At 71.3% G+C, this 21395-nt stretch carries 23 protein-coding genes and 1 pseudogene; 9 read left to right on the top strand and 15 right to left on the bottom strand.

Annotated features, from left to right (window positions below; translation table 11 throughout):
* Nucleotides 1-98: 98 nt before the first annotated feature.
* Nucleotides 99-587 (top strand): HrpB1 family type III secretion system apparatus protein, encoded by a 489-nt coding sequence (locus X946_RS02605; RefSeq protein WP_038743725.1) that lies wholly within the window; start codon nt 99-101, stop codon nt 585-587.
* A gap of 63 nt (nt 588-650) precedes the next feature.
* Here X946_RS02605 and X946_RS34895 read toward each other — a convergent pair whose 3' ends face one another.
* The 14 genes from X946_RS34895 to sctU form a co-directional block, all read right to left on the bottom strand.
* Nucleotides 651-980, bottom strand: a complete 330-nt coding sequence (locus X946_RS34895; protein WP_038743722.1) for a hypothetical protein — start codon at nt 978-980, stop codon at nt 651-653.
* Between the two features lie 49 nt (nt 981-1029).
* Entirely contained in the window at nt 1030-1317 is a 288-nt protein-coding gene (locus X946_RS33020; protein ID WP_152611607.1) for a hypothetical protein, read from the bottom strand.
* A 173-nt stretch (nt 1318-1490) separates the two neighbouring features.
* Nucleotides 1491-2927: a helix-turn-helix transcriptional regulator gene (locus X946_RS02595; protein WP_038743720.1), complete on the bottom strand. Its 1437-nt coding sequence runs from the start codon at nt 2925-2927 to the stop codon at nt 1491-1493.
* Nucleotides 2928-3336: 409 nt separating this feature from the next.
* On the bottom strand, nt 3337-3792 hold the full coding sequence (locus X946_RS02590; protein ID WP_038743717.1) for a CesT family type III secretion system chaperone: 456 nt from the start codon (nt 3790-3792) through the stop codon (nt 3337-3339).
* 90 nt (nt 3793-3882) lie between these two features.
* A complete protein-coding gene (locus X946_RS02585; protein ID WP_038743714.1) occupies nt 3883-4074 on the bottom strand; it encodes a hypothetical protein in 192 nt (63 codons plus the stop codon).
* A 176-nt stretch (nt 4075-4250) separates the two neighbouring features.
* Nucleotides 4251-4502 carry a hypothetical protein gene (locus X946_RS02580; protein ID WP_038743712.1) on the bottom strand — a complete coding sequence of 84 codons (252 nt, stop codon included), beginning with the start codon at nt 4500-4502 and terminating at the stop codon, nt 4251-4253.
* Between the two features lie 27 nt (nt 4503-4529).
* Nucleotides 4530-5528 carry an HrpD5 family protein gene (hrpD5, locus tag X946_RS02575; RefSeq protein ID WP_038743710.1) on the bottom strand — a complete coding sequence of 333 codons (999 nt, stop codon included), beginning with the start codon at nt 5526-5528 and terminating at the stop codon, nt 4530-4532.
* A gap of 186 nt (nt 5529-5714) precedes the next feature.
* Nucleotides 5715-6641: a hypothetical protein gene (locus tag X946_RS02570; RefSeq protein WP_052144980.1), complete on the bottom strand. Its 927-nt coding sequence runs from the start codon at nt 6639-6641 to the stop codon at nt 5715-5717.
* Entirely contained in the window at nt 6638-6901 is a 264-nt protein-coding gene (gene sctS, locus X946_RS02565; protein ID WP_038743708.1) for a type III secretion system export apparatus subunit SctS, read from the bottom strand. Before sctS ends, X946_RS02570 begins: the two co-directional genes overlap by 4 nt.
* Before the next feature lie 54 nt (nt 6902-6955).
* The gene (sctR, locus tag X946_RS02560) at nt 6956-7606 is read right to left on the bottom strand and encodes a type III secretion system export apparatus subunit SctR (RefSeq protein WP_038743706.1); all 651 of its coding nucleotides are present in this window, start codon (nt 7604-7606) and stop codon (nt 6956-6958) included.
* Nucleotides 7593-8873, bottom strand: a complete 1281-nt coding sequence (sctQ, locus tag X946_RS02555) for a type III secretion system cytoplasmic ring protein SctQ (RefSeq protein WP_038743704.1) — start codon at nt 8871-8873, stop codon at nt 7593-7595. The genes sctR and sctQ overlap by 14 nt, the downstream gene beginning before the upstream one ends.
* Nucleotides 8874-9051: 178 nt before the next feature.
* The gene (sctP, locus tag X946_RS02550; RefSeq protein ID WP_038743701.1) at nt 9052-9627 is read right to left on the bottom strand and encodes a type III secretion system protein SctP; all 576 of its coding nucleotides are present in this window, start codon (nt 9625-9627) and stop codon (nt 9052-9054) included.
* Entirely contained in the window at nt 9624-11696 is a 2073-nt protein-coding gene (gene sctV / locus X946_RS02545) for a type III secretion system export apparatus subunit SctV (protein WP_038743699.1), read from the bottom strand. Before sctV ends, sctP begins: the two co-directional genes overlap by 4 nt.
* Nucleotides 11693-12775 carry a type III secretion system export apparatus subunit SctU gene (gene sctU, locus X946_RS02540; protein WP_038743698.1) on the bottom strand — a complete coding sequence of 361 codons (1083 nt, stop codon included), beginning with the start codon at nt 12773-12775 and terminating at the stop codon, nt 11693-11695. Before sctU ends, sctV begins: the two co-directional genes overlap by 4 nt.
* Nucleotides 12776-13010: 235 nt before the next feature.
* Between sctU and X946_RS02530 the strand changes: the two genes are divergently transcribed.
* The 8 genes and pseudogenes from X946_RS02530 (at nt 13011) to sctT (ending at nt 19073) form a co-directional block, all read left to right on the top strand.
* Entirely contained in the window at nt 13011-13616 is a 606-nt protein-coding gene (locus tag X946_RS02530; protein ID WP_038743694.1) for an HrpB1 family type III secretion system apparatus protein, read from the top strand.
* Nucleotides 13617-13629: 13 nt separating this feature from the next.
* Nucleotides 13630-14061, top strand: a complete 432-nt coding sequence (locus X946_RS02525; protein WP_038743692.1) for a type III secretion protein HrpB2 — start codon at nt 13630-13632, stop codon at nt 14059-14061.
* A gap of 2 nt (nt 14062-14063) precedes the next feature.
* Nucleotides 14064-14867: pseudogene (gene sctJ, locus X946_RS02520) on the top strand (type III secretion system inner membrane ring lipoprotein SctJ); the annotation flags it as partial.
* Nucleotides 14868-15022: 155 nt separating this feature from the next.
* Nucleotides 15023-15721 (top strand): type III secretion protein HrpB4, encoded by a 699-nt coding sequence (locus tag X946_RS02515; protein ID WP_038743690.1) that lies wholly within the window; start codon nt 15023-15025, stop codon nt 15719-15721.
* The gene (gene sctL, locus X946_RS02510; RefSeq protein WP_038743688.1) at nt 15706-16422 is read left to right on the top strand and encodes a type III secretion system stator protein SctL; all 717 of its coding nucleotides are present in this window, start codon (nt 15706-15708) and stop codon (nt 16420-16422) included. Before X946_RS02515 ends, sctL begins: the two co-directional genes overlap by 16 nt.
* A complete protein-coding gene (gene sctN / locus X946_RS02505; RefSeq protein ID WP_038743685.1) occupies nt 16419-17747 on the top strand; it encodes a type III secretion system ATPase SctN in 1329 nt (442 codons plus the stop codon). Before sctL ends, sctN begins: the two co-directional genes overlap by 4 nt.
* On the top strand, nt 17744-18250 hold the full coding sequence (locus X946_RS02500; RefSeq protein ID WP_038743683.1) for a type III secretion protein HrpB7: 507 nt from the start codon (nt 17744-17746) through the stop codon (nt 18248-18250). The genes sctN and X946_RS02500 overlap by 4 nt, the downstream gene beginning before the upstream one ends.
* A gap of 16 nt (nt 18251-18266) precedes the next feature.
* Nucleotides 18267-19073: a type III secretion system export apparatus subunit SctT gene (gene sctT / locus X946_RS02495; RefSeq protein ID WP_038743681.1), complete on the top strand. Its 807-nt coding sequence runs from the start codon at nt 18267-18269 to the stop codon at nt 19071-19073.
* 232 nt (nt 19074-19305) lie between these two features.
* Here sctT and X946_RS02490 read toward each other — a convergent pair whose 3' ends face one another.
* Nucleotides 19306-21330 (bottom strand): SMI1/KNR4 family protein, encoded by a 2025-nt coding sequence (locus tag X946_RS02490; RefSeq protein WP_038743678.1) that lies wholly within the window; start codon nt 21328-21330, stop codon nt 19306-19308.
* Between the last annotated feature and the right edge of the window lie 65 nt (nt 21331-21395).

Raw genomic sequence — 21395 nt, 5'->3', positions numbered from 1 at the left:
CGCCGCGCGCGACGGCGCTTCGCGCGCACCGCCCGCTCGTTCGCGCGCAACGGCGATCATCGTCGCCGGGTCATCTCTACTCGACGCATCCCACCGACATGGCGATCAAACCGTGCAACAAGGCCGCGTTGCGCGCGCTGCTCTCGGCCTTCTCGGCCGGGCTGCGCGCGAACGCGCACGCGGACCTCGACGAACTGCTGCTTGCGCTGCGCGCGTTGCAGCCGCGGAACGCCGCGGTCGACCTGTGCGACGTGCGGCTGCGGATCAGCCGGCGCGACTGGATCGGCGCGCTGCACATCCTGCGCACGCTCGAGGAGCAGGAACGCGGCACGCCGCTGTGCTCGGCGTTGCAGAGCTGGTGCCTGTTCGCGCTGCGGGACGACGACTGGCGGCGCTATGCGCAGACCGTGCTGCTGTCGGGGGATCGGGCGTCGACGGCGCTCGTCGGGCGATTCCTGAAGGTGAACGAGCTCGCGGCGAGCGACCGGGGCGAACACGACGACGATGTCGCCGCGCGCGTCTCGCAGTTGCTGCGGCTCGATCGGTATCAATGGGCGCGGCACGTGCATGCGAGCGGGATGGGGTGACGGGCGGTTGGGTTCGTTGTTCGTTGTTCGTTGTTCGTTGTTCGTTGTTCTGCGTTTTTCGTTCTACGCTTCTCGTTTGCCTGTTTCGGCTTGCAGTTTGCAGTTTGCAGTTTGCGGTTCGCGGTTCGCGGTTCGCGGTTCGCGGTTCGCGGTTCGCGGTTCGCGGTTCGCGGTTCGCGGTTCGCGGTTCGAGGTTTGCGGTTCGAGGTTTGCGGTTCGCGACAGATTTCCCATACGCCGCAGCAAACGAGATCGCTCGAAATCGGCAACGCGCATCATGGCAAGCCTCGCGTCCGCGATCGACGCGCATCGCGCACTCGAATGCGATTTTCGCGAGTGCACGCGACGATCGCCGTCACGAATTCGTCGCTCGGCCGCGACTTCCGCGCCCATGATCGAACATGTCGAAACAAGCGGGTTCGCCCGAAATCCGCAACGCGCGTTAAGCCGAAGCAAACGTCGGTGATCGGCACGCGGCGCAAACATCCGCGCAAATGCGGATTTCGCGGATTTCGCGGATGTCGCGGATGTCGCGGATGTCGCGGATGTCGCGGATGTCGCGGAAAGCACGGAAAGCACGGAAAGCACGGAAAGCACGCATAGCGCAGGAAGACATCGCATCCGGCTTCGCACGACGCCCGCGCAAACAAAGCCCGGCCGCGGCATGCGTGACGCGGCCCGGCCCGTCGAGGGCGGCGCGCGCGCCGCGAACGCGTTGCGCGCGCGGCATCGCCAGCGGCGCCGCACCGACCGTCGCGCCAGACTTCCCGCACGGAGAAACGGCCGATGGACGCCACACGACCAGCGCCCCGGCCCCATCGGCCTCGCTCGCTGCGCAAGCCCGCCCCATGCACGACGATCGGCCGGCGCGACGCGGCGAGCGCCGCCGCCCGCCGCGCGACTTCACCGATCGATCGTCTGCGACGGCGCCTCGTCGAACATCCGCCGATAGCCGTTCACGAGCGTCGACCGATGCCGGATGCCCCAGCGGCTTGCGATCTCGAGCACGCTCGCGGCGCGCGGCGCGTCGGACAGCAGCTCGCCGCGAATCCGCTCCATCCGCTGCCGCCTGATCAGCTCGCTCGGCGACAGCCCGAGATACGTCTTGAACGCCGCCTGCAATGCGCGCTCGGTCACGTCGATGTGCGCGGCGATCTCCCGCACCGACAGGTCGCGCTGGTCGAGCCGCTCCATCAGATAGCGATACGCGCGCCGGTACTTGCCTGGCAGCCGCGCGCTGACGTCGTCGCTCGGTGCGGCCGCGTGCGTGCCGCAGCGTGCGATCGCGAGCGCCGGGGCGAGCGCCGCGCCGTCGGAGCGCACGTGCCGAACGGACGCGAGCGCATAGCGCGCGTACAGCGACGACGATTCGCGAATCCGCCCCTGCTGCTCGCGCACCTTCGCCGCGCAGTACAGATAATCGAGCGTCCAGCGCACGTGCGACCCGCAGCGCCCGGCCGCGTCGCGATACGGCGCGATCATCGCGTCGGCGACGTTCGGCGCGTGGCCGGCGAGCGCGGCGAGCGCGACTTCGAGGCGCACGCTGCGCTGATAGTCGGCGAGGCCCGCCTTCGCGCACCAGCTCACGTGCGCGTCGATGCGCGCGAGCGCCGCGTGGTCGCCGGCCGCGAGCGCGCGCGCCTGCCGCATGTAGTCGACGCGCCTCCGCAGCAGCGGCGGCGCGGCGTCGGCTACCGCCGACGCGCCCGCCTGCGCGAACGCGGACGGCGGCAGATCGGCGAGCGTCGAGCGCCAGTAGACGTGATCGCCGAGCGCGTCAGCGCGGCCGATCTGGTATTGCAGCAGCAAATCCGCGCGCAGCGCGCCCGCGAGCTGAAGCCAGCGCGGATCGGCGTCGCGGGCGGCCGCGTCGAGCACGTCGAGCGTCGCCATCGCGTCCTCGGCGCGGCCGAGATGATGCATGACGACGCACGTGCCGACGAGGCTCTCGAGCTTCTGCTCGACGCTCGCCGCGCGATCGTCCGCGATCCGCTGGAAGCCCGCCTGCGCGATGCCGAAGCGGTTCTGGAAAAACGCCTGCCAGCTCGCGTTGCGGCAGGTCATCACGCGCGTCTGGTCGCGCGATTCGCGCAGCAGCTTCTGCGCGCGGCGGAACGTGTCCTCGGCTTCCTCGAAGCGGCCGAGCACGAGCTGGATGTCCGCATACGCGTGGACGTCGCGCACGTCGGCGGCGAGGCCGCCCGGCTCGGCGTCGCAGCGCGCGGCGACGAACGCGGCCGCTTCGGCGAAGCGGCCGTCGAGCACGCGCGCGGCATACGCGCCGTTGGACGAAGGATTGGCGAGCGCGGCGGCGGCGGCGAAATGGAGTGTGGAAAACATGGCGGGTCCTCCCGGCAGGCGGTTTCGAATACGAAGATGTCAGGCTCGATCCGCGCGCCGCGCCGCCGCTCGTCGCGGGGCGCAGCGCGTGGATGCGTGCCGCTATCGTCTCGTCCGGGCCGAATCCGCGCAGCAGTTTGTGACGTTCCGTTACGATTGCCCGGATTGCCGGATTGCCGGATTGCCGGATTGCCGGATTGCCCGGATCGCCCGGATTGCCGGGATCGTCGGGATCGTCGGGATCGTCGGGATCGTCGGGATCGTCGGGATCGTCGGGATCGCCCGGATCGCCGGGATCGCCGGGATCGCCGGGATCGCCGGGATCGCCGGGATCGCCGGGATCGCCGGGATCGTCGGAATTGCCGGAATAGCTGCGATTACCGCGCTTGCCGCCCGGCGCCGCGCCCCGCTACACCCGCAGCCAGAAATATTCGCCGGACGCGATCCCGCCGAACATCTCGTCGCCCGACTCGATGATGTTCTGCCGCCAGTAGCGGCCGTGCTCCGCGTAGTGCGCGAACAGATCGGCGAGCGTCTCGCCCGTCACGTCCGGCGTGAGCGGCAGCCGCATCAGCAGCACGATGCCGCCCGTGTCCGCGTCGATTCCGAGCTGCGCCTGGTCCTGCGCATAGATCAGCAGGTTCGCCTCGAGCAGCAGCCGGTACACCGCGAGCGTGCGCCCCGCGCTGACGATCCCGTAATGAAAGTTCACGTACATCGATTCCGGATCGTCTTCGAAATATTCGAGCCGCACGTCGAAACCCTCGACTTCGATCGAGCGCGTTTCGAGCACATGGTCGACATCCGGCAAATCGACGATCGCGCAAACCTCGGCGATGATTCCCTCGTAGTGTTCCTGGCTCATGGCTGCTCCATTCCGGCATCCGGCACGCCGCAAAAAAACAGCCGGCGCACGCAGCGCCGGCTGTCCAACACGCGTCGTGCGGCGGCGAACTTACTGAATCTTCTCCGCGCCTTTTTGAATCAGGCCCACGGCGGCCTTCTTCACCTCCATCTCCGATTGCGCGATCGTCATCTTCATTTGGTTCTCGGCCATCTTGTTCATCGCCGCAATGCCCGCATCGGTGCTGTTGCCTGCACTAAACAGGGCTCCGCCCGCTTGCAACGCCGTATTAATGATGCTCATGGTCAACACTCCATAGATAGTGCGTGCGTACACGCATCGACAGAAATCCGGCGCAGCCGATCCTTATTGCACATCGCTCGGCCCGCCGCTTTTTTGCCGCGCAGCGTGAGGCGGCGCCGGACGCGGCTCGCGCCGCACCGCTTGCCGCCGCACGCCGCGCGGCGAAACCGTGGCCGCTACGCGGCCGTCGCGTTCGCCTCGTGCAGCGTCGCGACGATCCGCTGCGCCGCGAGCAAGCCGCGATAGATCTTCTGCATCGCATCGCGATCGAACTCGCTCGCGGCTTGCGCGGTGGCCGCGCTCACGCGCTCGGCCGTCTCGCCGAGCGCCCGGCGCAGCGCGCCGATGCGCGCGGCCGCGTCGGGCGCGGCGAGCGCCTGCTCGAGCGGTCCGCAATCGTCCGCTGCCCGTTCCAATGCTTCGTACATGCCGCTTCTCCCGTTGGTTGAGGCCTGTCAGTTGAGGTTCGGCGCGCCGTCGGCCGGCGCGCCCGCAAACACGTGCTTCACGCCGTCCGGCGTCTCGATGTAGCGCACGTCGCCGATCTCGAGCATCCCCGAGTACGCGACGGGCACGGGCGCGTCGCCCGACTGCCGCGCGTCGATCTCGATCGCGCGCACGTTCGGCCCGACGTCCGCGCGCACCCGGTCGACCGCCGCGCGCAGTTGCGCGACGTTCGGCACGACGCCCGACACGAGAAAGCGCCCCTGCCCCGCGTAGGCGACCGTCGCGCCCGGCACGCCGAGCGATTCGCCGATGCTCTGCGCATCGTCCTGCGCGACGTCGTACCGGCGCTCGACGCGATGCACGGCGAGCCGGTCGAGCAGCTTGCGTGCGGCAAGGTCGTCGGCGGGCGTCGCGACCATCCCGCTGACGGCGACCATCGCGCCGCGCGGCGCCGCGTGCAGCTCCGTGTAGCCCGCGCGCCCGAGCTCACCGCCGATGCGCGTCGCGAGCGCATCCGCCGTCTCGACCGCGGGCGGCGCGCCCGGATGCGCGCTCGCGAGCATCGCGCCCATCGCGAGAAGGCCGGCGACGAGCGCGCCGCCCGCCGCCGCGCACGCCGCGAGCTTGCGCTGCGCGCCGCGCCTTGCCGCGTCGGCGCCGGGCGGCGGCGCCCACAATGTCGCGAGCAGGTCGAGATCGCTCGGCCACTCGCCGCCCGCGGGCCCAACGCAGAGCGCCGTCTCGCCGAACGGCACCGGCACGAAGTCGAGCATCAGGAGCGGCGAGCCGTCGGCGTCGAACGGATCGGCGGCCGTCTCCGGCGGCGCGCTCGCCGCCCGCCGCGCGCGCGTTGCGCCGCGCGCGTCGATCGACAGCAACAGATCGCCGTCGCGCCAGTCGGTGATGCGAATCTCCGCGTCCTCGCCCGCGCCGATCCGGTGCTCGCCGGCGTCGAGCGCGATTTCCGCGCCGGCGTGCAAACCGGTCAAGATCCGCAGCAGCTTCATCGGTTGCTCCTTGTCCTTGCATCGTGCGTTTCATTGGCATCGATCGAATCGATCGCGATCCGTGCGTCGCTTCGATCGCGCCGCGTCGTTCGTCGATGTAGCCAGAATAGTTCGATGCGGTGCCGCGGTTCGTGCGTCGCGCGAATTCGCCGCCGCGTTTGCGAAGCGCCGCCCGCGCCGCGACGCTCACGATCGCGGCCGCGGCGCGCCACGCTGTGCGGCCCGCTGTGTCGCCCGCGGCGCAACCCGCTCAATCGCGGATACGCCGCCGCGCAGCGTCTGCACGCTCGCGATCGCGCGAGCGAGCTGCGCATTCGTCGACGGCCGCTCCGCGTTGAACACCATCAGCGGCAGCAGCAGGTAGTGCGTGCTCGCGCGGTCGCCGCGCTCGGCCGCCGCATCGCGCGGCGCGGCGCGCACGCTTCGCGTCGCGTCGAGCAGCAGCTGCTTCACCCCGCTCCAGCCGATCGGCGTCCACGGCCCGGTGCGCAGGCGGGCGGCGAGCAGGTCCGCGCTGTGACTCAGCAGCGCCGCCGTGATGCGCGCGCCCGGCTCCGCGTCGACACGCCGGCCGAGCTGAAGCAACGTATCGGCCCACAGATGCCGCAGCGCCTGCTCGCGCTCGGCGGCACCTGCCGGCGTGCGCGCGAGGTCGGCGAGCGCACGCTGCGCGGGCGCGAGCGCCGGCCGCGTGCGCGCCGCGCGCACGCGCGGCAGCGCAAGGACGCTCGCCGATTCGCCGTCGCGCTCCTCCTGCTCGCGCTGCTGCCCTCCGCCGCCCCGGCCGCCCGACTGCCGGTCGCGCTCGTCATGCGGCGCGACGTGCGCATGCGGCACCGACGATTCGTCGCCGCCGTCGAACGCTTCCGACCGGCTATCGGCGCGGCGACGCCCGCGCGAACCCGCCGCCGCCGCCCGCGCGCGCGGCTTCAGCTTCGCGAGCATCTGGCTGCGCGCGGCGATCACGCTCGCCTGATAGCCGTTCGAATACGTAAAGCGCGTGCCGTACTTGCCGTAGGTCGTCGCGACGCGCGCGCGCGCCGGCCGGCGCCGCCTCGGATCGGGCTTCGCCGCGTGGAGTGCTTGCGCGATCGCGCGCGTGATGCGGCTCATGACGGCACCGCCGCGGACAAGAGCTGCTGCGCGAAATGCAGGATCTCGGCGGCCGCCCACGGCCCGGCGATCGCGACCGTCACCGTCACCGCGACGAGCTTCACGCCGTACGAGATGCTCTGCTCCTGCAGCGACGTGATCGCCTGCAGGAACGAGATCGCGAGGCCGGATGCGGCCGCGACGAGCACGACGGGCAGCGAGATGTAGAGACACAGCATCATGCCTTGCGACGTGAGCCGGATCAGGTCGTCGATTTCCATCGGGCGAATCTCCTCGGAATCGGTAAGCGGTAAGCGGTAAGCGGTAAGCGTGAATCAGGAATAGGTCAGCACGAGGCCGTGCACGAGCGTCGACCAGCCGTCCATCACGACGAACAGCATCAGCTTGAACGGGATCGCGACGTTGGTCGGCTGCACCTGGTTCATCCCCATCGACATCAGCACGTTCGCGATCACGAGATCGACGATGATGAACGCGATATACAGGATGAAGCCGATGCGAAACGCGTCGGTCATCTGCGCGAGCGTGAACGCGGGCGCGAGCACGATCAGATCGTCTGCGCGCAGCTGCGCGGCCGCGGCCTTCGGCCAGACCACCGACGCGGAGCGCAGGAAGAAGCGCTTCTCGCGCTCGCGCGAGTGCGCGGCGAGGAACTGGCGGAACGGCTCCTTCGCCGCGCCGAACGCCTGCAGCATCGCCTGCGTCGGCTGCGGCGACAGCGCCTGCCCCTGCAGCTGCTGCTGCGCGGCGAATCCGATCGGCGCCATGATGTACAGCGACACGAGGATCGCGATGCCGTTGAGCACCATGTTCGGCGGAACCTGCTGCACGCCGAGCGCGTTGCGCAACAGCCCGAGCACGACGACGACTTTCGCGTACGACGTGACCACCATCGCGATGAACGGCACCATGCTCATCACGAGCACGGCGATCAGGAGGCCGGTGATGTCGTTAAACTGAACCATCGTCGCCCGCCATCCGGTCGATCCGCACGCCGAGATGCGCGCCCACCGCGACGAGCCTGCCGCCGCCGATCGCCTGGCCGTACGCGACGAGCCGCACCGGCACGTCGCGCGCGGCAAGCGGCAGCTCGAGCACGTAGCCCGGGCGCAGCGCGGCCAGCTCGGCGATCGACAGCGACAGCGTGTCGATCTCGACGTGCACGGGCAGAGCGACGTCGCCGAGAGCGGCCGCCTCGGGCGCGGCGGGTGGCGCGTCTTCGCCCGGCGATGCGGGTGGCGAAGTGGGTGGCGCAGCGGTCAGCGAAGCGGTTGGTGAAGCGGTTGGTGACGCGGCTGCTGAAGTGGCCGGAGAAACCGCCGGTAAAGCGGCTTGTGAATCGGCCGGAAAATCTGCCGGCGAATCCGCCGCCAAGTCGCCCGCGACGATCGGCTCGTCGAGATCGTCGGCGGTGTCGGGCGTTTCGGTCATCGTCATCGTGGTTCCCTCGATCAGAACGGTTGCGTGCCATTGCGTCGCGCCGCGCGCACCCCACCACGCGTGCAGCGGGCCCGAGCGCGCGCCGCCGAGCGCGGACGGCACCATGTCCAGCAGCACGTCGCCCGGCCGCAGGCTACGCAGCACCGCGAGCGGCAGCGCGCGCGAGCCGAGCCGCACACGGCCGGGCAGACGCACGCGCGCGAGCGCGCCCGTCGCCGCGCCGCGCGGCCGCTCGCGTGGCAGCCGCGCCGCGAGCGCGTCGAGCCACGGCGTCTGCGCATCGAGCAGCGCGCAGCGCATCGGCATGCCGTCGAGCGCGAACGTCAACACGCAGCGCGTCGCGTCGAGCGCCGCCGCAGGCGCGGCGCGCAGCCCGCCGATCGTCACGCCGGCGAGCCCCGCCGCCGCGAACGCGGCGACGAGCGGCGCGAGCAGCGTCGACGCGAGCGCGGTGCGCAGCGACAGGCTCGCGTCGTCGCCGCGCGCATCCAGCGCAGGCGCCGCGACGACGTCGAGCGCCGGAAACGCCGCGAGGTCGATCGCGACGCGCGCGCTCGCGCCGTTCAATCGCAGATCGAGCACGCCGGGGCGCTCGAAGCGCGGCCGCTCGTGCGTCGCCGCGCGCCAGTCGGACAACGTCGGAAAGCGCGCGAGCCACGCGGCGAGCCGCGCGTCGGCGATCAGGCGCGCGAGCGCCGCGTCGAACGCGCTGCACGCGGGCAGCGGCAGCGCGGCGTCGATGCCGGGCGGCGCGGCGGTGTCGGGTTCCAGTTCGATCGGCTCGGTATCCATCGTCGCGGATAGTCGGGTTTGCTTACGGGTTTGCTTACGGGTTCGCTTACGGGTTCGCTTACGGGTTCGCTTACGGGTTCGCTTGCGGGTCCGCTTGCGGGTTCGCCTGCGGGTCCGCCTGCGGGTCCGCCTGCGGATTCGCCTGCGGGTTTACTTGCGGGTCCGGCTACGCGCTTGCTCAGCCCACGTCGATCTCGATCGTGCGCGGCGCGCCGCAATGCGCGAGCAGCGTGTCGAGTCGCGCGTGCAGGGTCGCGCCATGCGTGCAGAGTAAGTGCCGCGTCGCCGCGTCCGGCGTCTCGAACCGAAGCCGCAAGTCGAAACGCGAAAGAACGAGATGCAGCACCGTGTCCGGCAGCAGCGCGGGCGCGAGCGGCAGGCTGATCGCCCACTGGCTTCCCGCATCGTCGCCGCACAGCGCGGCGATCTCGGCCGCGAGCGCCTCGGCGACGCGCACCATCCGCTCGCGCTGCGCGAACACCTGATTGACGAACGCGCCGGAGCCCGCGCACGCGCGCGCCATCGCCTCGCGCTCGGTCGGCGGCGGCGCGCCGTCGCGCCATGGCGGCGATGCGTCGCGCCGCCGTTCGTCGCCGGCCGACGCGCGCTCGCCGGCCGGCGCGACGCGCGCGCGCCGCAGCAATTGCGCATAGTCGAAACCCCGCCGCGCCGTGTGTGCCGGGAACGCGCCGTCCGGCCCGGCGGCCGGCTCGCCCGCGATGATCCGCACCGGCCTCAGATCAGCGGCGCTCATGCGTGCGCCGCCGTCGGCATCGTCACGCGGCCGACCGGCTGCAATTCGACCTGGTCGCCGAGCTCCTGATACGAATAGACGGGCAACCAGCCGAGCCGCGCCTCGATCATCCGCCGCGTGTAGCGGCGCACGTCCATCGACGTGACGAGCGCGACGTCGTCGCGCGGCGTCTCGCCGACGAACGACGCGACGCTGTCGACGAGATAGCGCACCTGCTCGGGCGGCAGCGCGAGGAAGTTGCCCGCGGGCGTCTGCTTGATCGACTGCCGGATGTGCTGCTCGACCGGCAAGTCGAGCAGCACGGCCGGCAGCCGTCGCGCGCCGCGCGCCGCGCGATACGCGAGATAGCGCGACAGGTCGCCGCGCACGTATTCGGCGAGCATCAGCATGTCCTTCTCCTTCGGCCCCCACGCGACGAGGCTCTCCATGATGTCGCGCGCGTTGCGGATCGGGATGTGCTCTTCGAGCAGGCGGCGCAGCACATCCGCGATCCGCTGCGTCGGCAGCGCCTTCTGCACTTCGGCGACGAGCCCCGGATAATCGGCGCCGAGCTGATCGAGAATCCATTGGGTTTCCTGAATACCGAGGAACAGATGCGCGTTGCGCCGGAGCAGCGCGATCGTCTCGTGCGCGATCACCTGCTCGGCGCGCCATGCGCGCGCGCCGGCCGGCACCGCCTTGTCGTCGATCCAGTAGCTCTCGGCGAGGCCGCCCGCGGGCCCGCGCTTCGTGCAGCGGCCGGCGAGCGCCGCATCCGACGCCGCGTCGGGCAGCATCGTCTGGTCGGCCGGCAGTTCGAGCCGCGCCTGCGGCACGTCGCGCATCAGGATCTCGCACGTCGCCTCGGGCAACGCGCCGCTCGTCCACAGCGTGATGCCGGGAAACGGCAGCCCCTGCTCCTCCTGCAGCTTCGCGCGCTCCTCGTCGAACGCGCGATCGAGCGCGGCGGGCGCGAGCCGCGCGACGAGATCCGGCGCGACGCGCACGCCGATCGCGCACGTGAAGAGCGGCGCGCGCGGCAGGATCGACGGCGTGCCGCTCTTCGCGCCCGCGCGCTGCAGCGCGATCACCGGCTCGCCGCGCGCGGCCGTGCGGCGCGCGCCCTTCTGCAGCCGGTAGCCGGCGAACGCGAGCGTGGCCGACAGCAGCGCGAACAGCGCGGCCGGAAAGCCCGGCACGGCGGCGAAGCCGATCAGCAGCACCGCCGCGAAATACAGCGCGCGATGGCTGCCGCCGAGCTGCCGCGCGATCTCCGAGCCGAGCGACGCACCTTCGCCCTCGTCGTGATCGTCGGCGACGCGCGTGATCATCACGCCCGCCGCGACCGAGATCAGCAGCGACGGAATCTGCGACACCATCGCGTCGCCGACCGACAGGATCGAGAAGCGGTTCGCCGCTTCCCCCGCCGTCATCCCGTGATACATCACGCCGATCGCGATGCCCGCGACGATGTTCACGAGCGTGATGATGAGCCCCGCGATCGCGTCGCCCTTGACGAACTTCATCGCGCCGTCCATCCCGCCGTGCAACTGGCTCTCCTTCGCGAGCGTCGCGCGCTTGCGGCGCGCCTCGTCGGGCGTCAGGATGTTCGCGCGCAGGTCCGCGTCGATGCTCATCTGCTTGCCGGGCATCGCGTCGAGCGTGAAGCGCGCGCCGACTTCGGCGACGCGCTCCGAGCCCTTCGCGATCACGATGAACTGTACCGTCGTGATGATCAGGAACACGACGAGGCCGACGACGAGATTGCCGCCGACGACGAGCTCGCCGAAGCTCTCGATGATGTCGCCCGCGTTCGCGTGCAGCAGGATCGACTTCGTCGACGCGATGTTCAGCGATAGCCGGTACAGCGTCGTGAACAGCAGGACCGACGGAAACACCGACAGCGACACGATGCTGCCGACGTACATCGTCACCATCAGCAGCGTGACGCTGATCGCAATGTTGACGCCGAGCAGCACGTCGATCACCTCGGGCGGCAGCGGCAGGATCATCAGCGACACGATCGCGACGACCAGCACCGTGATGCCGACCTCGCCGCCGGCGGGAAGCTTGAGGGTTTTCAGCGTCATGACGACCTCGCGGAGGGAACGACGGCGGCGGCGCGCGTGGGCGCGACCGATTCGACCCAGCGCAGGATCGCGGCCACCGTTTCGAACAGTTCTTCGGGAATCGCCGCGTCGCGCTCGATGCGGTACAGCGCGCGCGCGACCGGCGGATTGCCGACGATCGGCACGCCGAGCGCGTGCGCGTGACGGCGCAGCGCGAGCGCGCCGTCGTCGACGGCTTTCTCGATCACGCGCGGCAGCGGATGCTCGTCGGGCGCGTAGCGGATCGCGACCGCGTAGTGCGTCGGGTTGACGACGAGCACGCTCGCCTGCCCGACGTTCTGCCGCGCGGGTGCGCTCGTCGCGATCTCGCGCGCGAGGCGGCGGCGCTCGCCCTTCGTGTGCGGATCGCCTTCGCTTTCCTTGTGCTCGCGCTTCGCCTCTTCCTTCGTCATCCGGTTGTCGCGGATGAACATCACGCGCGCGATCTTGTAATCGGCCGCCGCGAACACCGTGACGACGAGCGCGACGACGCCGAACAGCTTCATCAGCACCGTCCACAGCACGCGCGACAGTTGCGGCGTCGCTTCGTACACGCTCGCGACGACGAGCGGAAACAGCGACGTCATCATCTTCCAGATCACGCACGCGAGCACCACCGCCTTGACGATCATCTTCACGAGCTCGAGCAGCGACTTCAGCGAGAAGATCCGCTTGATGCCCGCCATCGGATTGATCGCGTCGAACTTCGGCATCACGGGCTCGAGCGTGACCATGAAACCCGCCTGCGGCGCCTGCGACGCGACGCCCGCGACGATCGCCGCGGCGGCGAACGGCAGCATCGTCAGCGCGGCGCTCGCGGCGAGGTCGTGCAGCGCGGCGAGCGTCGCCTGCGGCGTGCGCTCGCCGTGCACGAAATCGAGCGCGGTGCGCATCGCGCGCACGAGGCCGCCCGTCAGCATCGATTCGCCCGCCGTCAGCACGCCGATCGCGGCCGCGAGCGTCACCGCGTCCGCGACGTCCTTGCTCTTCGCGACCTGCCCCTTCTCGCGGGCCCTCTTCAGCTTGCGCTCGGAGGGCTCTTCGGTTTTCTCTTCGGCCATCGCCGCCGTTCCTGTCGAGAGTCGGACACGGCGCGTACGTTAATGGCGCGGCGCGCCGCGCGCGCGCGCCGGCCCGAAGCCGCGCCGCCCGACGCGAAGCGCGCGCGGCGCTTCGCATCGCATGCGCGCGCTTCGCGTCGGCGGCCGAGCGGCCGCCCCGCGCTGCTACCTTGCGCCCCATACGCTTTTCCATCAACGACATGCGCCGCTCGCGCGGCGACACGGAGCGCACACCATGGACGAATCCCGGCCGACCTATCTGCGATGCAGCCAAGCGGCGCTGAACGAACTGATCGACGCCGCGAGCCTGGCGCTCGGCGGCGCGCTCGGCGGCCCGGCCGCCGATCCCTACGACATCGGCCTGCTGATCGACGCGCTGCGCGTGCTCGCGCCGCAATTGCCCGCCGCCGATATGTTCGACGGCATGCTGCACGTCGCGCTCGGCAATTTCGACGACGCCGTGCGCGTGTTCGCGGAAATCGCGAGCGGCGCGACGAACGCGATCTACGGCAAGGCGCTGCTCGCGTTCGCGCTGCAACTGAAGCGCGATCCGCAATGGCGGATCGCCGCCGACGAGGTGCTCGCGGCGGGCAGCCCCGCGCAGGCCGTCGCGCTCGTGCGCGCGCTCGAGCGGCAGCACGACGTGATGCTCGCGAAGGAGCGCGCGGAGCGCACGGGCGTCTGGGAGTTGCCCGAATCGGGCGCGGCCGCGCGCGGCGACGCGCCCGATGCGCCGAGCGCGAATCCCGCAAGCCCCGCGAATCCTGCGAATCCCGCGAATCCCGCGGGCGGCTTCGACGCGCAGGCCGCGTTCGCACATCGGCAATATCTGCGTCTTTGACGAGGAGGCCCGCATGACCGCCCCGCTTTCCCCGACCGACCTGACCCGCGCGCTCGACGCCGCGTTCTCCGACGCGGCGGCGCCCGGCGGCCCGGCGGCTGCGACGACCACGGCCGGCACGGCGGCGCACGACGTCCCGGCCGACGTCGCCGGCCGCTTCCAGGCGCTGATGTCGAACGCGACGCCCGCGCCGCCCGTCGCGCCTGCGCACGACGCGAGCGCGATCGCGAAGCTCGTCGAGACGTCGGACGCCGCGATCAGGCAGGTGCTCGACAACGCCGCCTATTTGAGCCGGCACGCGAGCGAGCTGCCGATGAGCCAGATGTTCGCGGCGTCGATCCAGGCGTCGGCCGAGGCCACCGCGATGCAGATCGATCTGCAGGCGAAGATGAGCGTCGTCACGTCGACGAAGGACGCGATCGGCTCACTGATGAAGAACCAGTAACCATGAAACGACTCCATCTCCCGATCGCCGCCGCGCGCGGCCGGCGCGCCGCCCGGCTCGCCGCGCTCGTCGCATGCGCGATGCTCGCCGCCGGCTGCCGGCAGGAGCTTTACGGCGGCCTCGCCGAGCGCGACTGCAACGAGATGATGGCCGCGCTGCTGCAAACCGGCGTCGACGCGCAGAAGAAGACGCCCGACGGCGGCAAGACCTGGACGCTCGCCGTCGACGACAAGCAGATCGTCAAAGCGATGGAAGTGCTGCGCGCGCGCGGGCTGCCCGCGGCGCGCTACGACGATCTCGGCGCGCTCTTCAAGAAGGACGGCCTCGTGTCGACGCCGACCGAGGAGCGCGTGCGCTTCATCTACGGCGTGTCGCAGGAGCTGTCGGACACGCTGTCGAAGATCGACGGCGTCGTCGTCGCGCGCGTGCACATCGTGCTGCCGAACAACGATCCGCTCGCGCAGGTCGCGAAGCCGTCGTCGGCGTCGGTGTTCATCAAGTACCGGCCGAACGCGAATCTCGCGACGCTCACGCCGCAGATCAAGAACCTCGTCGTCCATAGCGTCGAAGGGCTCACGTACGACGAAGTGAGCGTCACGTCGGTCGCGGCCGATCCGGTCGATCTCGCGTCGGCCGCGCAGCCGGGCGCGCGGGACTCCGGCGGCGCGACGCTCATCGGCGTGCTCGCCGCCGTCATCGTGTGCGCCGCGCTCGCGGCCGCGGGCGGCGCGCTGTGGTGGCGCGCGCGCAGGCACGGCGGCGCGGGGGCTGGCGCGGGCGGTCTCGCCGCGCGGCTGCGCGGCGGCAATGGCGGCGGCCGCGGCAATGGCAATGGCAATGGCAATGGCGGTGGCGGTGGTGGCGGTGGTGGCGGTGGTGGCGGTGGTGGCGGTGGTGGCCGTGGCGGCAGCGGTGGCAGCGGCGCGAAAGCCGCCGCCGCGTCTCGGCAGGCCGGCGCGCGATGAGCGGCGGCACGCCGGTTGCAAGCGTCGCGAGCGTCGCGGCAAGGGCGACATGGCTTGCCGGCTACGACGCGAACGCGCGACGCGCGGTGGACTGGATTCACGCGAGCTGGCACGGCGCGCTCGCGCCGCTCGTCGCCGCGACGCGCGAGCGCGAGCGCGCGCCCGCGCTGCGCGCCGCATGCTCGCTGCTGCTGCTGCGCGCAGTGGGGGCCTCGTCGCCGCCACTCGACGGCTTCGATGCGCCCGCGGACCGGCTCGCCGCGCTGCCCGTGGCCGACGCGCTGCGGCTGTTGCGCCTGCGCGCGCTGCTGTCGCGGCGCACCGAGCTGCGTCACTGGATCGACCGCGCGAGCCGCGAGCGGCTCGCCGGCTGGGTCGGCGCCGACGGCTGCCGCGCGCTCGCCGCGCTCACGGCGCTGCCCGACGCGCCGCGCGCGCGCGGCCTCGATCGCCGCGCGCCGATCACGCCGCTCGCGCAACTGTCCGGCGACGACATCGCATGGGAAGGCTGGTGCCTGTTCGAGCGCGAACGGGTCTGGTCGCCCAAGGGGCCGGCGCGCATCGTGCGCCTCGCGTTGCCGCGCGAGCGCGCGCGCGCGCCGTGGATCGAACACGCGGCGGCGGACGCGGACGGCGCGACGCTGCTCGCGCGCCTGCCGTCGCTGTATCCGGAGTGGTCATGGCTTTTTGGCTGAAGAACCGACAGATTCCGCTCGCCGACGATTGCTGCATCGACGCGCCGCACGGCGTGCTGCGCCGCGACGCGTTCGAGACGGTTCAAGCGCTCGACGCCGCGCTCGACGCGCTCGCGGCGCAACGCGACGCCGTGCTGCGCGCGGCCCGCGACGAAGCCGAACGGGTCGCCGCCCGCGCGCGCGCGCAGGCCGACGCGCTCGTCGAAGCGGCGCGGCGCGAGCACGACAGCGCTTATGCGCGCGGCTACGACGCGGGCCGCGCGCAGGCGATCGCCGACTGGCACGCGCAGGCGGCCGATTCGTTCGAGCAGGAGCGGCGCGTGCGCGACCGGATGCGCGAGCGGCTCGCGGAGCTCGTCGCCGCCGCCGTCCAGCAGATGGTGCGCGCGGAGGACGCGCGCGGCCTCTTCGCGCGCGCGGCGCAGACGGTCGAGCGCGTCGTCGCCGGCGCCAGCTATCTGACGGTGCGCGTGTGCGAAACCGATTACGACGCCGCGCGCGAGCAGTTCGGGTTCGTCGCCGACGCGTGGCGCCGGCAGGGCCGCAACGTGCCCGTCGACGTCGTCGTCGAGCCGCGCGTCGCGCCCGGCACCTGCGTATGCGAATCCGATTTCGGCACCGTCGACGCGAGCCTCGACACGCAACTGAACGCGATCCGCGCGGCGCTCGCCCGCGCGCTCGACGACGCGAGCCGCGCATGAACGCGCTGACCGATCTGTCCCGCGTCGCCGACGCGATGGCCGCGCGGCTCGCGATCGAGCCCGCCGTCGGCATGACGGGCAAGGTGCTCGAAGTGATCGGCACGCTCGTGCGCGTCGTCGGCCTCGAAGCGACGCTCGGCGAGCTGTGCGAGCTGCGCAGCGCGTCGGGCGCGCTGCTCCAGCATGCGGAAGTCGTCGGCTTCACGCGCAACGTCGCGCTGCTCTCGCCGTTCGGCGCGCTCGGCGAGATCAATCGCGGCACGCGCGTTGTCGGCCTGCGCCGGCCGCTGTCGGTGAAGGTGGGCGACGGCGTTCTCGGGCGCGTGATCGACAGCTTCGGCGAGCCGATCGACGGGCGCGGCCCGCTCGACTGCGACGCGCTGCGCCCCGTGCTCGCGCCGCCGCCGAACCCGATGTCGCGGCGCATGGTGGACGCGTCGCTCGCGACCGGCGTGCGCATCGTCGACGGCCTGATCACGCTCGGCGAAGGGCAGCGGATGGGCATCTTCGCGCCCGCCGGCGTCGGCAAGAGCACGCTGCTCGGCATGTTCGCGCGCGGCGCATCGTGCGACGTCAACGTGATCGCGCTGATCGGCGAGCGCGGCCGCGAAGTGCGCGAATTCGTCGAGCTGATCTTGGGCGAGGACGGCATGGCGCGCTCGGTCGTCGTGTGCGCGACGTCCGACCGCTCGTCGATCGAGCGCGCGAAGGCCGCGTACGCGGCCACCGCGATCGCCGAGCATTTTCGCGACCAGGGCAAGCGCGTGCTGCTGATGATGGATTCGCTCACGCGCTTCGCGCGCGCGGGCCGCGAGATCGGCCTCGCGGCCGGCGAGCCGCCCGCGCGGCGCGGCTTCCCGCCTTCCGTGTTCGCCGAGCTGCCGCGCCTGCTCGAGCGCACCGGGATGGGCGAGCGCGGCTCGATCACCGCGCTCTACACGGTGCTCGCCGAGGACGATTCCGGCAGCGATCCGATCGCCGAGGAAGTGCGCGGCATTCTCGACGGCCACATCATCCTGTCGCGCGAGATCGCCGCGCGCAACCAGTATCCGGCGATCGACGTGCTCGGCAGCCTGTCGCGGATCATGCCGCAGGTCGCGACGCGCGAGCACGTCGGCGCGGCGGGCCGGCTGCGCCGGCTGCTCGCGAAGCACCGCGAGATCGAGACGCTCCTGCAGCTCGGCGAATACCAGGCGGGCAGCGATCCGGCGGCCGACGAAGCGGTCGCGAAGATCGACCGGGTCCGCGCGTTCCTCAACCAGCGCACCGACGAGCACTCGCCGACCGACGCGACGCTCGCCGCGCTGCACGCGCTTGTCCAATGACGTGCCGCAAGCAGCGCGCCTTCGAGACGCTGCTCGCGCGCCGCGAGCAGCGCGGCGCGAAGCTGCGCGCGGAGCAAGGCGCGCTGCGCGCCGAACGCGACGCGGCGGCGGCCGAGCTCGCGCGGTGCGAAGCGCACGCGTACGCGAAGCGCGATGCGGCGAACCGCTACGCGGCGCGCGTCGACGCGATGGCGGCCGGCCGCGCGCCGTTCGCGATCGGCGACTACGCGGCGTGCCGCCGCTATCGCGACGCGCTGCTCGACGAGCACGCGCTCGCGCACGCGCAATGCGCACGCCTGCGCGCGGCGCTGCAGGCGAAGGCCGACGCGCTCGCCGCGGCCGCGCGCCGGATCGCCCGCAACGATGCGCAGATCGACGTCGTGCGCGAGCGCATCCGACGGCTCGCACGCGCGGCCGAGGCGGCCGCCGAGGACGCGCAGGACGAGGAAATCGAGGAAGGCGCGCTCGCACGCCGGCTCGCGGCCGCGCGGGCATCGAACTAGGAGCCCGGACATCGGCATGACGACCTACGACATCTTTCCGTTGCAGCACCTCGGCGACGAATTCATCGGCTTCATCGTGCTGCTCGCGCTGTCGAGCGAGCGGCTGCTCGTGATCATGACGATCCTGCCCGCGACCGCCGACAACGTGATGAAAGGCCCGCTGCGCAGCGGCGCGGCGGCGCTCTGGTGCCTGTTCGTCGCGTGCGGCCAGCAGGCGCTGATTCCGCAGCTGCGCGGCGCGTTCCTCGTGTTCGCCTGCGCGAAGGAGGCCGTGATCGGGCTCGTGCTCGGCATCGCGGCGTCCACCGTGTTCTGGGCCGCCGAGGCGATCGGCACCTACGTCGACGACGTCGCCGGCTTCAACAACGTGCAGATGCAGAACCCGAGCTCGGGCACGCAGACCTCGCTGATGGCGACATTGTTCGGGCAGCTGACGATCGCTGCGTTCTGGATGCTGGGCGGCATGACGTTCCTGCTCGGCGCGCTGTACGAATCGTATGCGTGGTGGCCGCTCGGCTCGTTCGATCCGGTGCCCGCACCGCTGCTCGCGCTGTTCGCGCAGGCGCGGCTCGACATGCTGATGAACATGATCGCGCGGATCGCCGCGCCGATGATGGCGATGCTGCTGCTCGTCGACCTGGGCCTCGCGTTCGTCTCGCGATCCGCGCAGAAGCTCGATCCGATGTCGGTCGGCCAGCCGCTCAAGGGCGCGATCGCGGTGCTGATCGTCGCGGTGCTGGCGGGGAATTTCGTGACCGAGATGCGCGGGCAGATTTCGCTGGCGGGGCTTGCGCAGCAGGTGAGGCAGCTCGCCGGTCATTAGCGGGGAATCGGCAGCGCGATCGACAGCGGAGAAGAGACGAAATCAAAGGCGCCGCCATCCGGCCGGCCCGCCGTCCGCTGCCGGGCGCGACGCGACGTTGCGGAATTCGACGCGCACGCGGCCGAAAAGACGAAGGCCGGCGGCGCGCGACGAACCGCCGGCGCGCCGCGCTGCGCTCATTCGCCGCCCCGGGCCGGCGGCGCATCGGCGCGCCGCGGATCGCCGGCGAACGTCAGCGCGCGCCCCGCTCGTCCGCCACGTGAGCGAGCCATTCGACAAAATCCCGCGCAACGCGCTCGCGCCGCTCGTCATCGTGCCAGACCCGTATCACCTGCCCGACGGTTCCGCCTTCGGCGGGATCGAGATCGAGACACAAATGATTGCCGCCGCCGTCGTGCGTGAACGGAATCCACTTGAGGTTGTACCAGTCGTCCTTGATGCCCGCGTCGGGCTCGGACGTCATGTCGTCGAAATCGCCGCCGGCCACGAGGCCTTTCCAGATCGACCATTGCGCGACGATCTCGCGCGCGCTCAGGAGCGCGTCGTTCTCGGCGAACACCGCGCCCGCATCGGCCTGGCCGTCGTGAATCCGCAGGCTTTCGACGAATGCGGGCGGCAGCGTCACGCCGAGCGCCGCCTGCATCGCATCGATTTCGCCGGCCGGCGCCGGTCCGTTGAGTCCGCCCGGCAAGCGGCTGCGATCGGCGGCGAACCAGTCGTCGAGCTGATTCCAGACGACGCGAAGATCGGCGCTCGCGGCGGCCGCATCCGAAGCGGCGGAAGCGGTCGCGACGGCGGCGCAAGGCAACGGCTGCGCCGCCGGCGCGGCGGCCGGCAACGCGTCGAGCGGCGCCGCATCCGGCCCGGCGCGATCGAGCCGCAGAAACTGAACCGCGCTGCCGGCCGGCAACGGCGCCTGCCCAGCCGGAATCGCGACGAGCACGCTTGCCTGAGCGACGCCGCGGATCGGCCCGTCGCCTTGAGACGGCAGCAGCCGGACAATCGGTTCGCCGTTGGCGCCGCGGCGCAGATTGCCCCATTGCATGCCATTGAGCTCGGCATGGCGCTCGACGTCGTGCGCGATCGCGCCGGTTTCCCAATCCGGTCCCGGCCGCGCAACGTGCTCGAGCAAATCGAGCACGTGCGACACGACGGCGTGCGTCAGCATCGCCACCGCGCTCGTATGGCCGGGCAGGTTGATCAGCGTCGCCTGGTCGTAGAACGTCAGCGCCAGCGTCCCGTGCGGCGTGCCGTCGGGCCGCGTCAGCGCAACCGTCTCCCTCTTCGGCGGCGAGCGATCGTCGCTGCGACCAAAATTGAAGCGCCCAGCCGGCGTTTGCTTGATCTCGACGGACGAGCGCTCCGTCGAGTACATCATCTGCGCATTCAGCCCGAGATCCTGAAACGGCGGCGCCGCCGGCAATCCCGCGCCGACGATCAGATCGTAGCGTTGCGAGAGCTCGACGAGCTTCCGCTTGAATGCGTATTCGTCGCGCTGCACATCGGGCGATGGCTGCGTCATGTCCGGCGGCGCGAGATATTCGACGCTCGGCGCGTCGTACCCCCACCGCCGCAGCATCGCGCGGATGTACGGCCCGCGCGTGTCCGGCCGTTGCCACGGTTCGCGCGCTTCGCCTGGCGGCACCTGATCGTAGCCGACGATCACGACGCCGATGCGCGGGCGCTTCGTCACCGCGATCTCGCGCACGCCCGCGGCGATCAGCGCGGCCTGCCGCTCGGCGGTGATCCGCTCGCCCTTCGGCAGCAGCACGTCCCCTTTCCGGTATTCGCTGCCCGGCGCGATCACGTGATGGCCGGGCGGCACCGGAGCCTGAAACCGCAGGTAAGACTTCTCGCCCCGATACGTCACCTGATGCCCGGACTTCGGCACGATCGCGTCGGCGTTTTCCGGCAACGGGAAATAGGCGGGTATGTCGACCGCCCGCCGCACGCCGATCGCGCGAGCCGCCGGGCTGCTCGTGCGCGACGCGAGCACGCGCCGGGTGAACTCGAAGTCGAGCTCGACCGGCTCGCGACGAGACGCGCGCGCCGTATCGGACGCGCGCAGCGCAAAGCCTTCGGATGCGGCGAGCGCAACGGACGGTACGTCTTCGACGGCGATCACGTCGGCGGCGGCGACGCGCAGCAGCGCATCCTCGATCGCTACCGTCTCGCTTTGCATTGCCCCCGGGACTGCCCGTTGGCACCATTGATAAGCCTGATTGAGCCAGGCGGGAAAATTCGCGTGTTCGCTCATGGAATTCTTCAGGTGCGATGCCGCGGTTCGCGCAACGAGACGGCGAATCACGGCATCGTCGGTGC

Source organism: Burkholderia sp. ABCPW 111, from assembly GCF_000773065.1.
GTDB classification, from domain to species: domain Bacteria; phylum Pseudomonadota; class Gammaproteobacteria; order Burkholderiales; family Burkholderiaceae; genus Burkholderia; species Burkholderia savannae.
This window is presented reverse-complemented; position numbering and strand designations above follow the sequence as displayed.

What these genes read in the sequence shown, in the direction of transcription:
- X946_RS02515 (WP_038743690.1), top strand. Translation starts at nt 15,023, where the DNA reads ATGAGCGGCGGCACGCCGGTTGCAAGCGTCGCGAGCGTCGCGGCAAGG.
- sctU (WP_038743698.1), bottom strand. Translation starts at nt 12,775, where the DNA reads ATGGCCGAAGAGAAAACCGAAGAGCCCTCCGAGCGCAAGCTGAAGAGG.
- X946_RS02525 (WP_038743692.1), top strand. Translation starts at nt 13,630, where the DNA reads ATGACCGCCCCGCTTTCCCCGACCGACCTGACCCGCGCGCTCGACGCC.
- sctR (WP_038743706.1), bottom strand. Translation starts at nt 7,606, where the DNA reads ATGGTTCAGTTTAACGACATCACCGGCCTCCTGATCGCCGTGCTCGTG.
- X946_RS34895 (WP_038743722.1), bottom strand. Translation starts at nt 980, where the DNA reads ATGGGCGCGGAAGTCGCGGCCGAGCGACGAATTCGTGACGGCGATCGT.
- X946_RS02590 (WP_038743717.1), bottom strand. Translation starts at nt 3,792, where the DNA reads ATGAGCCAGGAACACTACGAGGGAATCATCGCCGAGGTTTGCGCGATC.
- sctN (WP_038743685.1), top strand. Translation starts at nt 16,419, where the DNA reads ATGAACGCGCTGACCGATCTGTCCCGCGTCGCCGACGCGATGGCCGCG.
- X946_RS02530 (WP_038743694.1), top strand. Translation starts at nt 13,011, where the DNA reads ATGGACGAATCCCGGCCGACCTATCTGCGATGCAGCCAAGCGGCGCTG.
- X946_RS02580 (WP_038743712.1), bottom strand. Translation starts at nt 4,502, where the DNA reads ATGTACGAAGCATTGGAACGGGCAGCGGACGATTGCGGACCGCTCGAG.
- hrpD5 (WP_038743710.1), bottom strand. Translation starts at nt 5,528, where the DNA reads ATGAAGCTGCTGCGGATCTTGACCGGTTTGCACGCCGGCGCGGAAATC.
- sctT (WP_038743681.1), top strand. Translation starts at nt 18,267, where the DNA reads ATGACGACCTACGACATCTTTCCGTTGCAGCACCTCGGCGACGAATTC.
- X946_RS02595 (WP_038743720.1), bottom strand. Translation starts at nt 2,927, where the DNA reads ATGTTTTCCACACTCCATTTCGCCGCCGCCGCCGCGCTCGCCAATCCT.
- sctS (WP_038743708.1), bottom strand. Translation starts at nt 6,901, where the DNA reads ATGGAAATCGACGACCTGATCCGGCTCACGTCGCAAGGCATGATGCTG.
- sctL (WP_038743688.1), top strand. Translation starts at nt 15,706, where the DNA reads ATGGCTTTTTGGCTGAAGAACCGACAGATTCCGCTCGCCGACGATTGC.
- X946_RS02570 (WP_052144980.1), bottom strand. Translation starts at nt 6,641, where the DNA reads ATGAGCCGCATCACGCGCGCGATCGCGCAAGCACTCCACGCGGCGAAG.
- sctQ (WP_038743704.1), bottom strand. Translation starts at nt 8,873, where the DNA reads ATGGATACCGAGCCGATCGAACTGGAACCCGACACCGCCGCGCCGCCC.
- X946_RS02585 (WP_038743714.1), bottom strand. Translation starts at nt 4,074, where the DNA reads ATGAGCATCATTAATACGGCGTTGCAAGCGGGCGGAGCCCTGTTTAGT.
- X946_RS02500 (WP_038743683.1), top strand. Translation starts at nt 17,744, where the DNA reads ATGACGTGCCGCAAGCAGCGCGCCTTCGAGACGCTGCTCGCGCGCCGC.
- X946_RS33020 (WP_152611607.1), bottom strand. Translation starts at nt 1,317, where the DNA reads ATGCCGCGCGCGCAACGCGTTCGCGGCGCGCGCGCCGCCCTCGACGGG.
- X946_RS02605 (WP_038743725.1), top strand. Translation starts at nt 99, where the DNA reads ATGGCGATCAAACCGTGCAACAAGGCCGCGTTGCGCGCGCTGCTCTCG.
- sctV (WP_038743699.1), bottom strand. Translation starts at nt 11,696, where the DNA reads ATGACGCTGAAAACCCTCAAGCTTCCCGCCGGCGGCGAGGTCGGCATC.
- X946_RS02490 (WP_038743678.1), bottom strand. Translation starts at nt 21,330, where the DNA reads ATGAGCGAACACGCGAATTTTCCCGCCTGGCTCAATCAGGCTTATCAA.
- sctP (WP_038743701.1), bottom strand. Translation starts at nt 9,627, where the DNA reads ATGAGCGCCGCTGATCTGAGGCCGGTGCGGATCATCGCGGGCGAGCCG.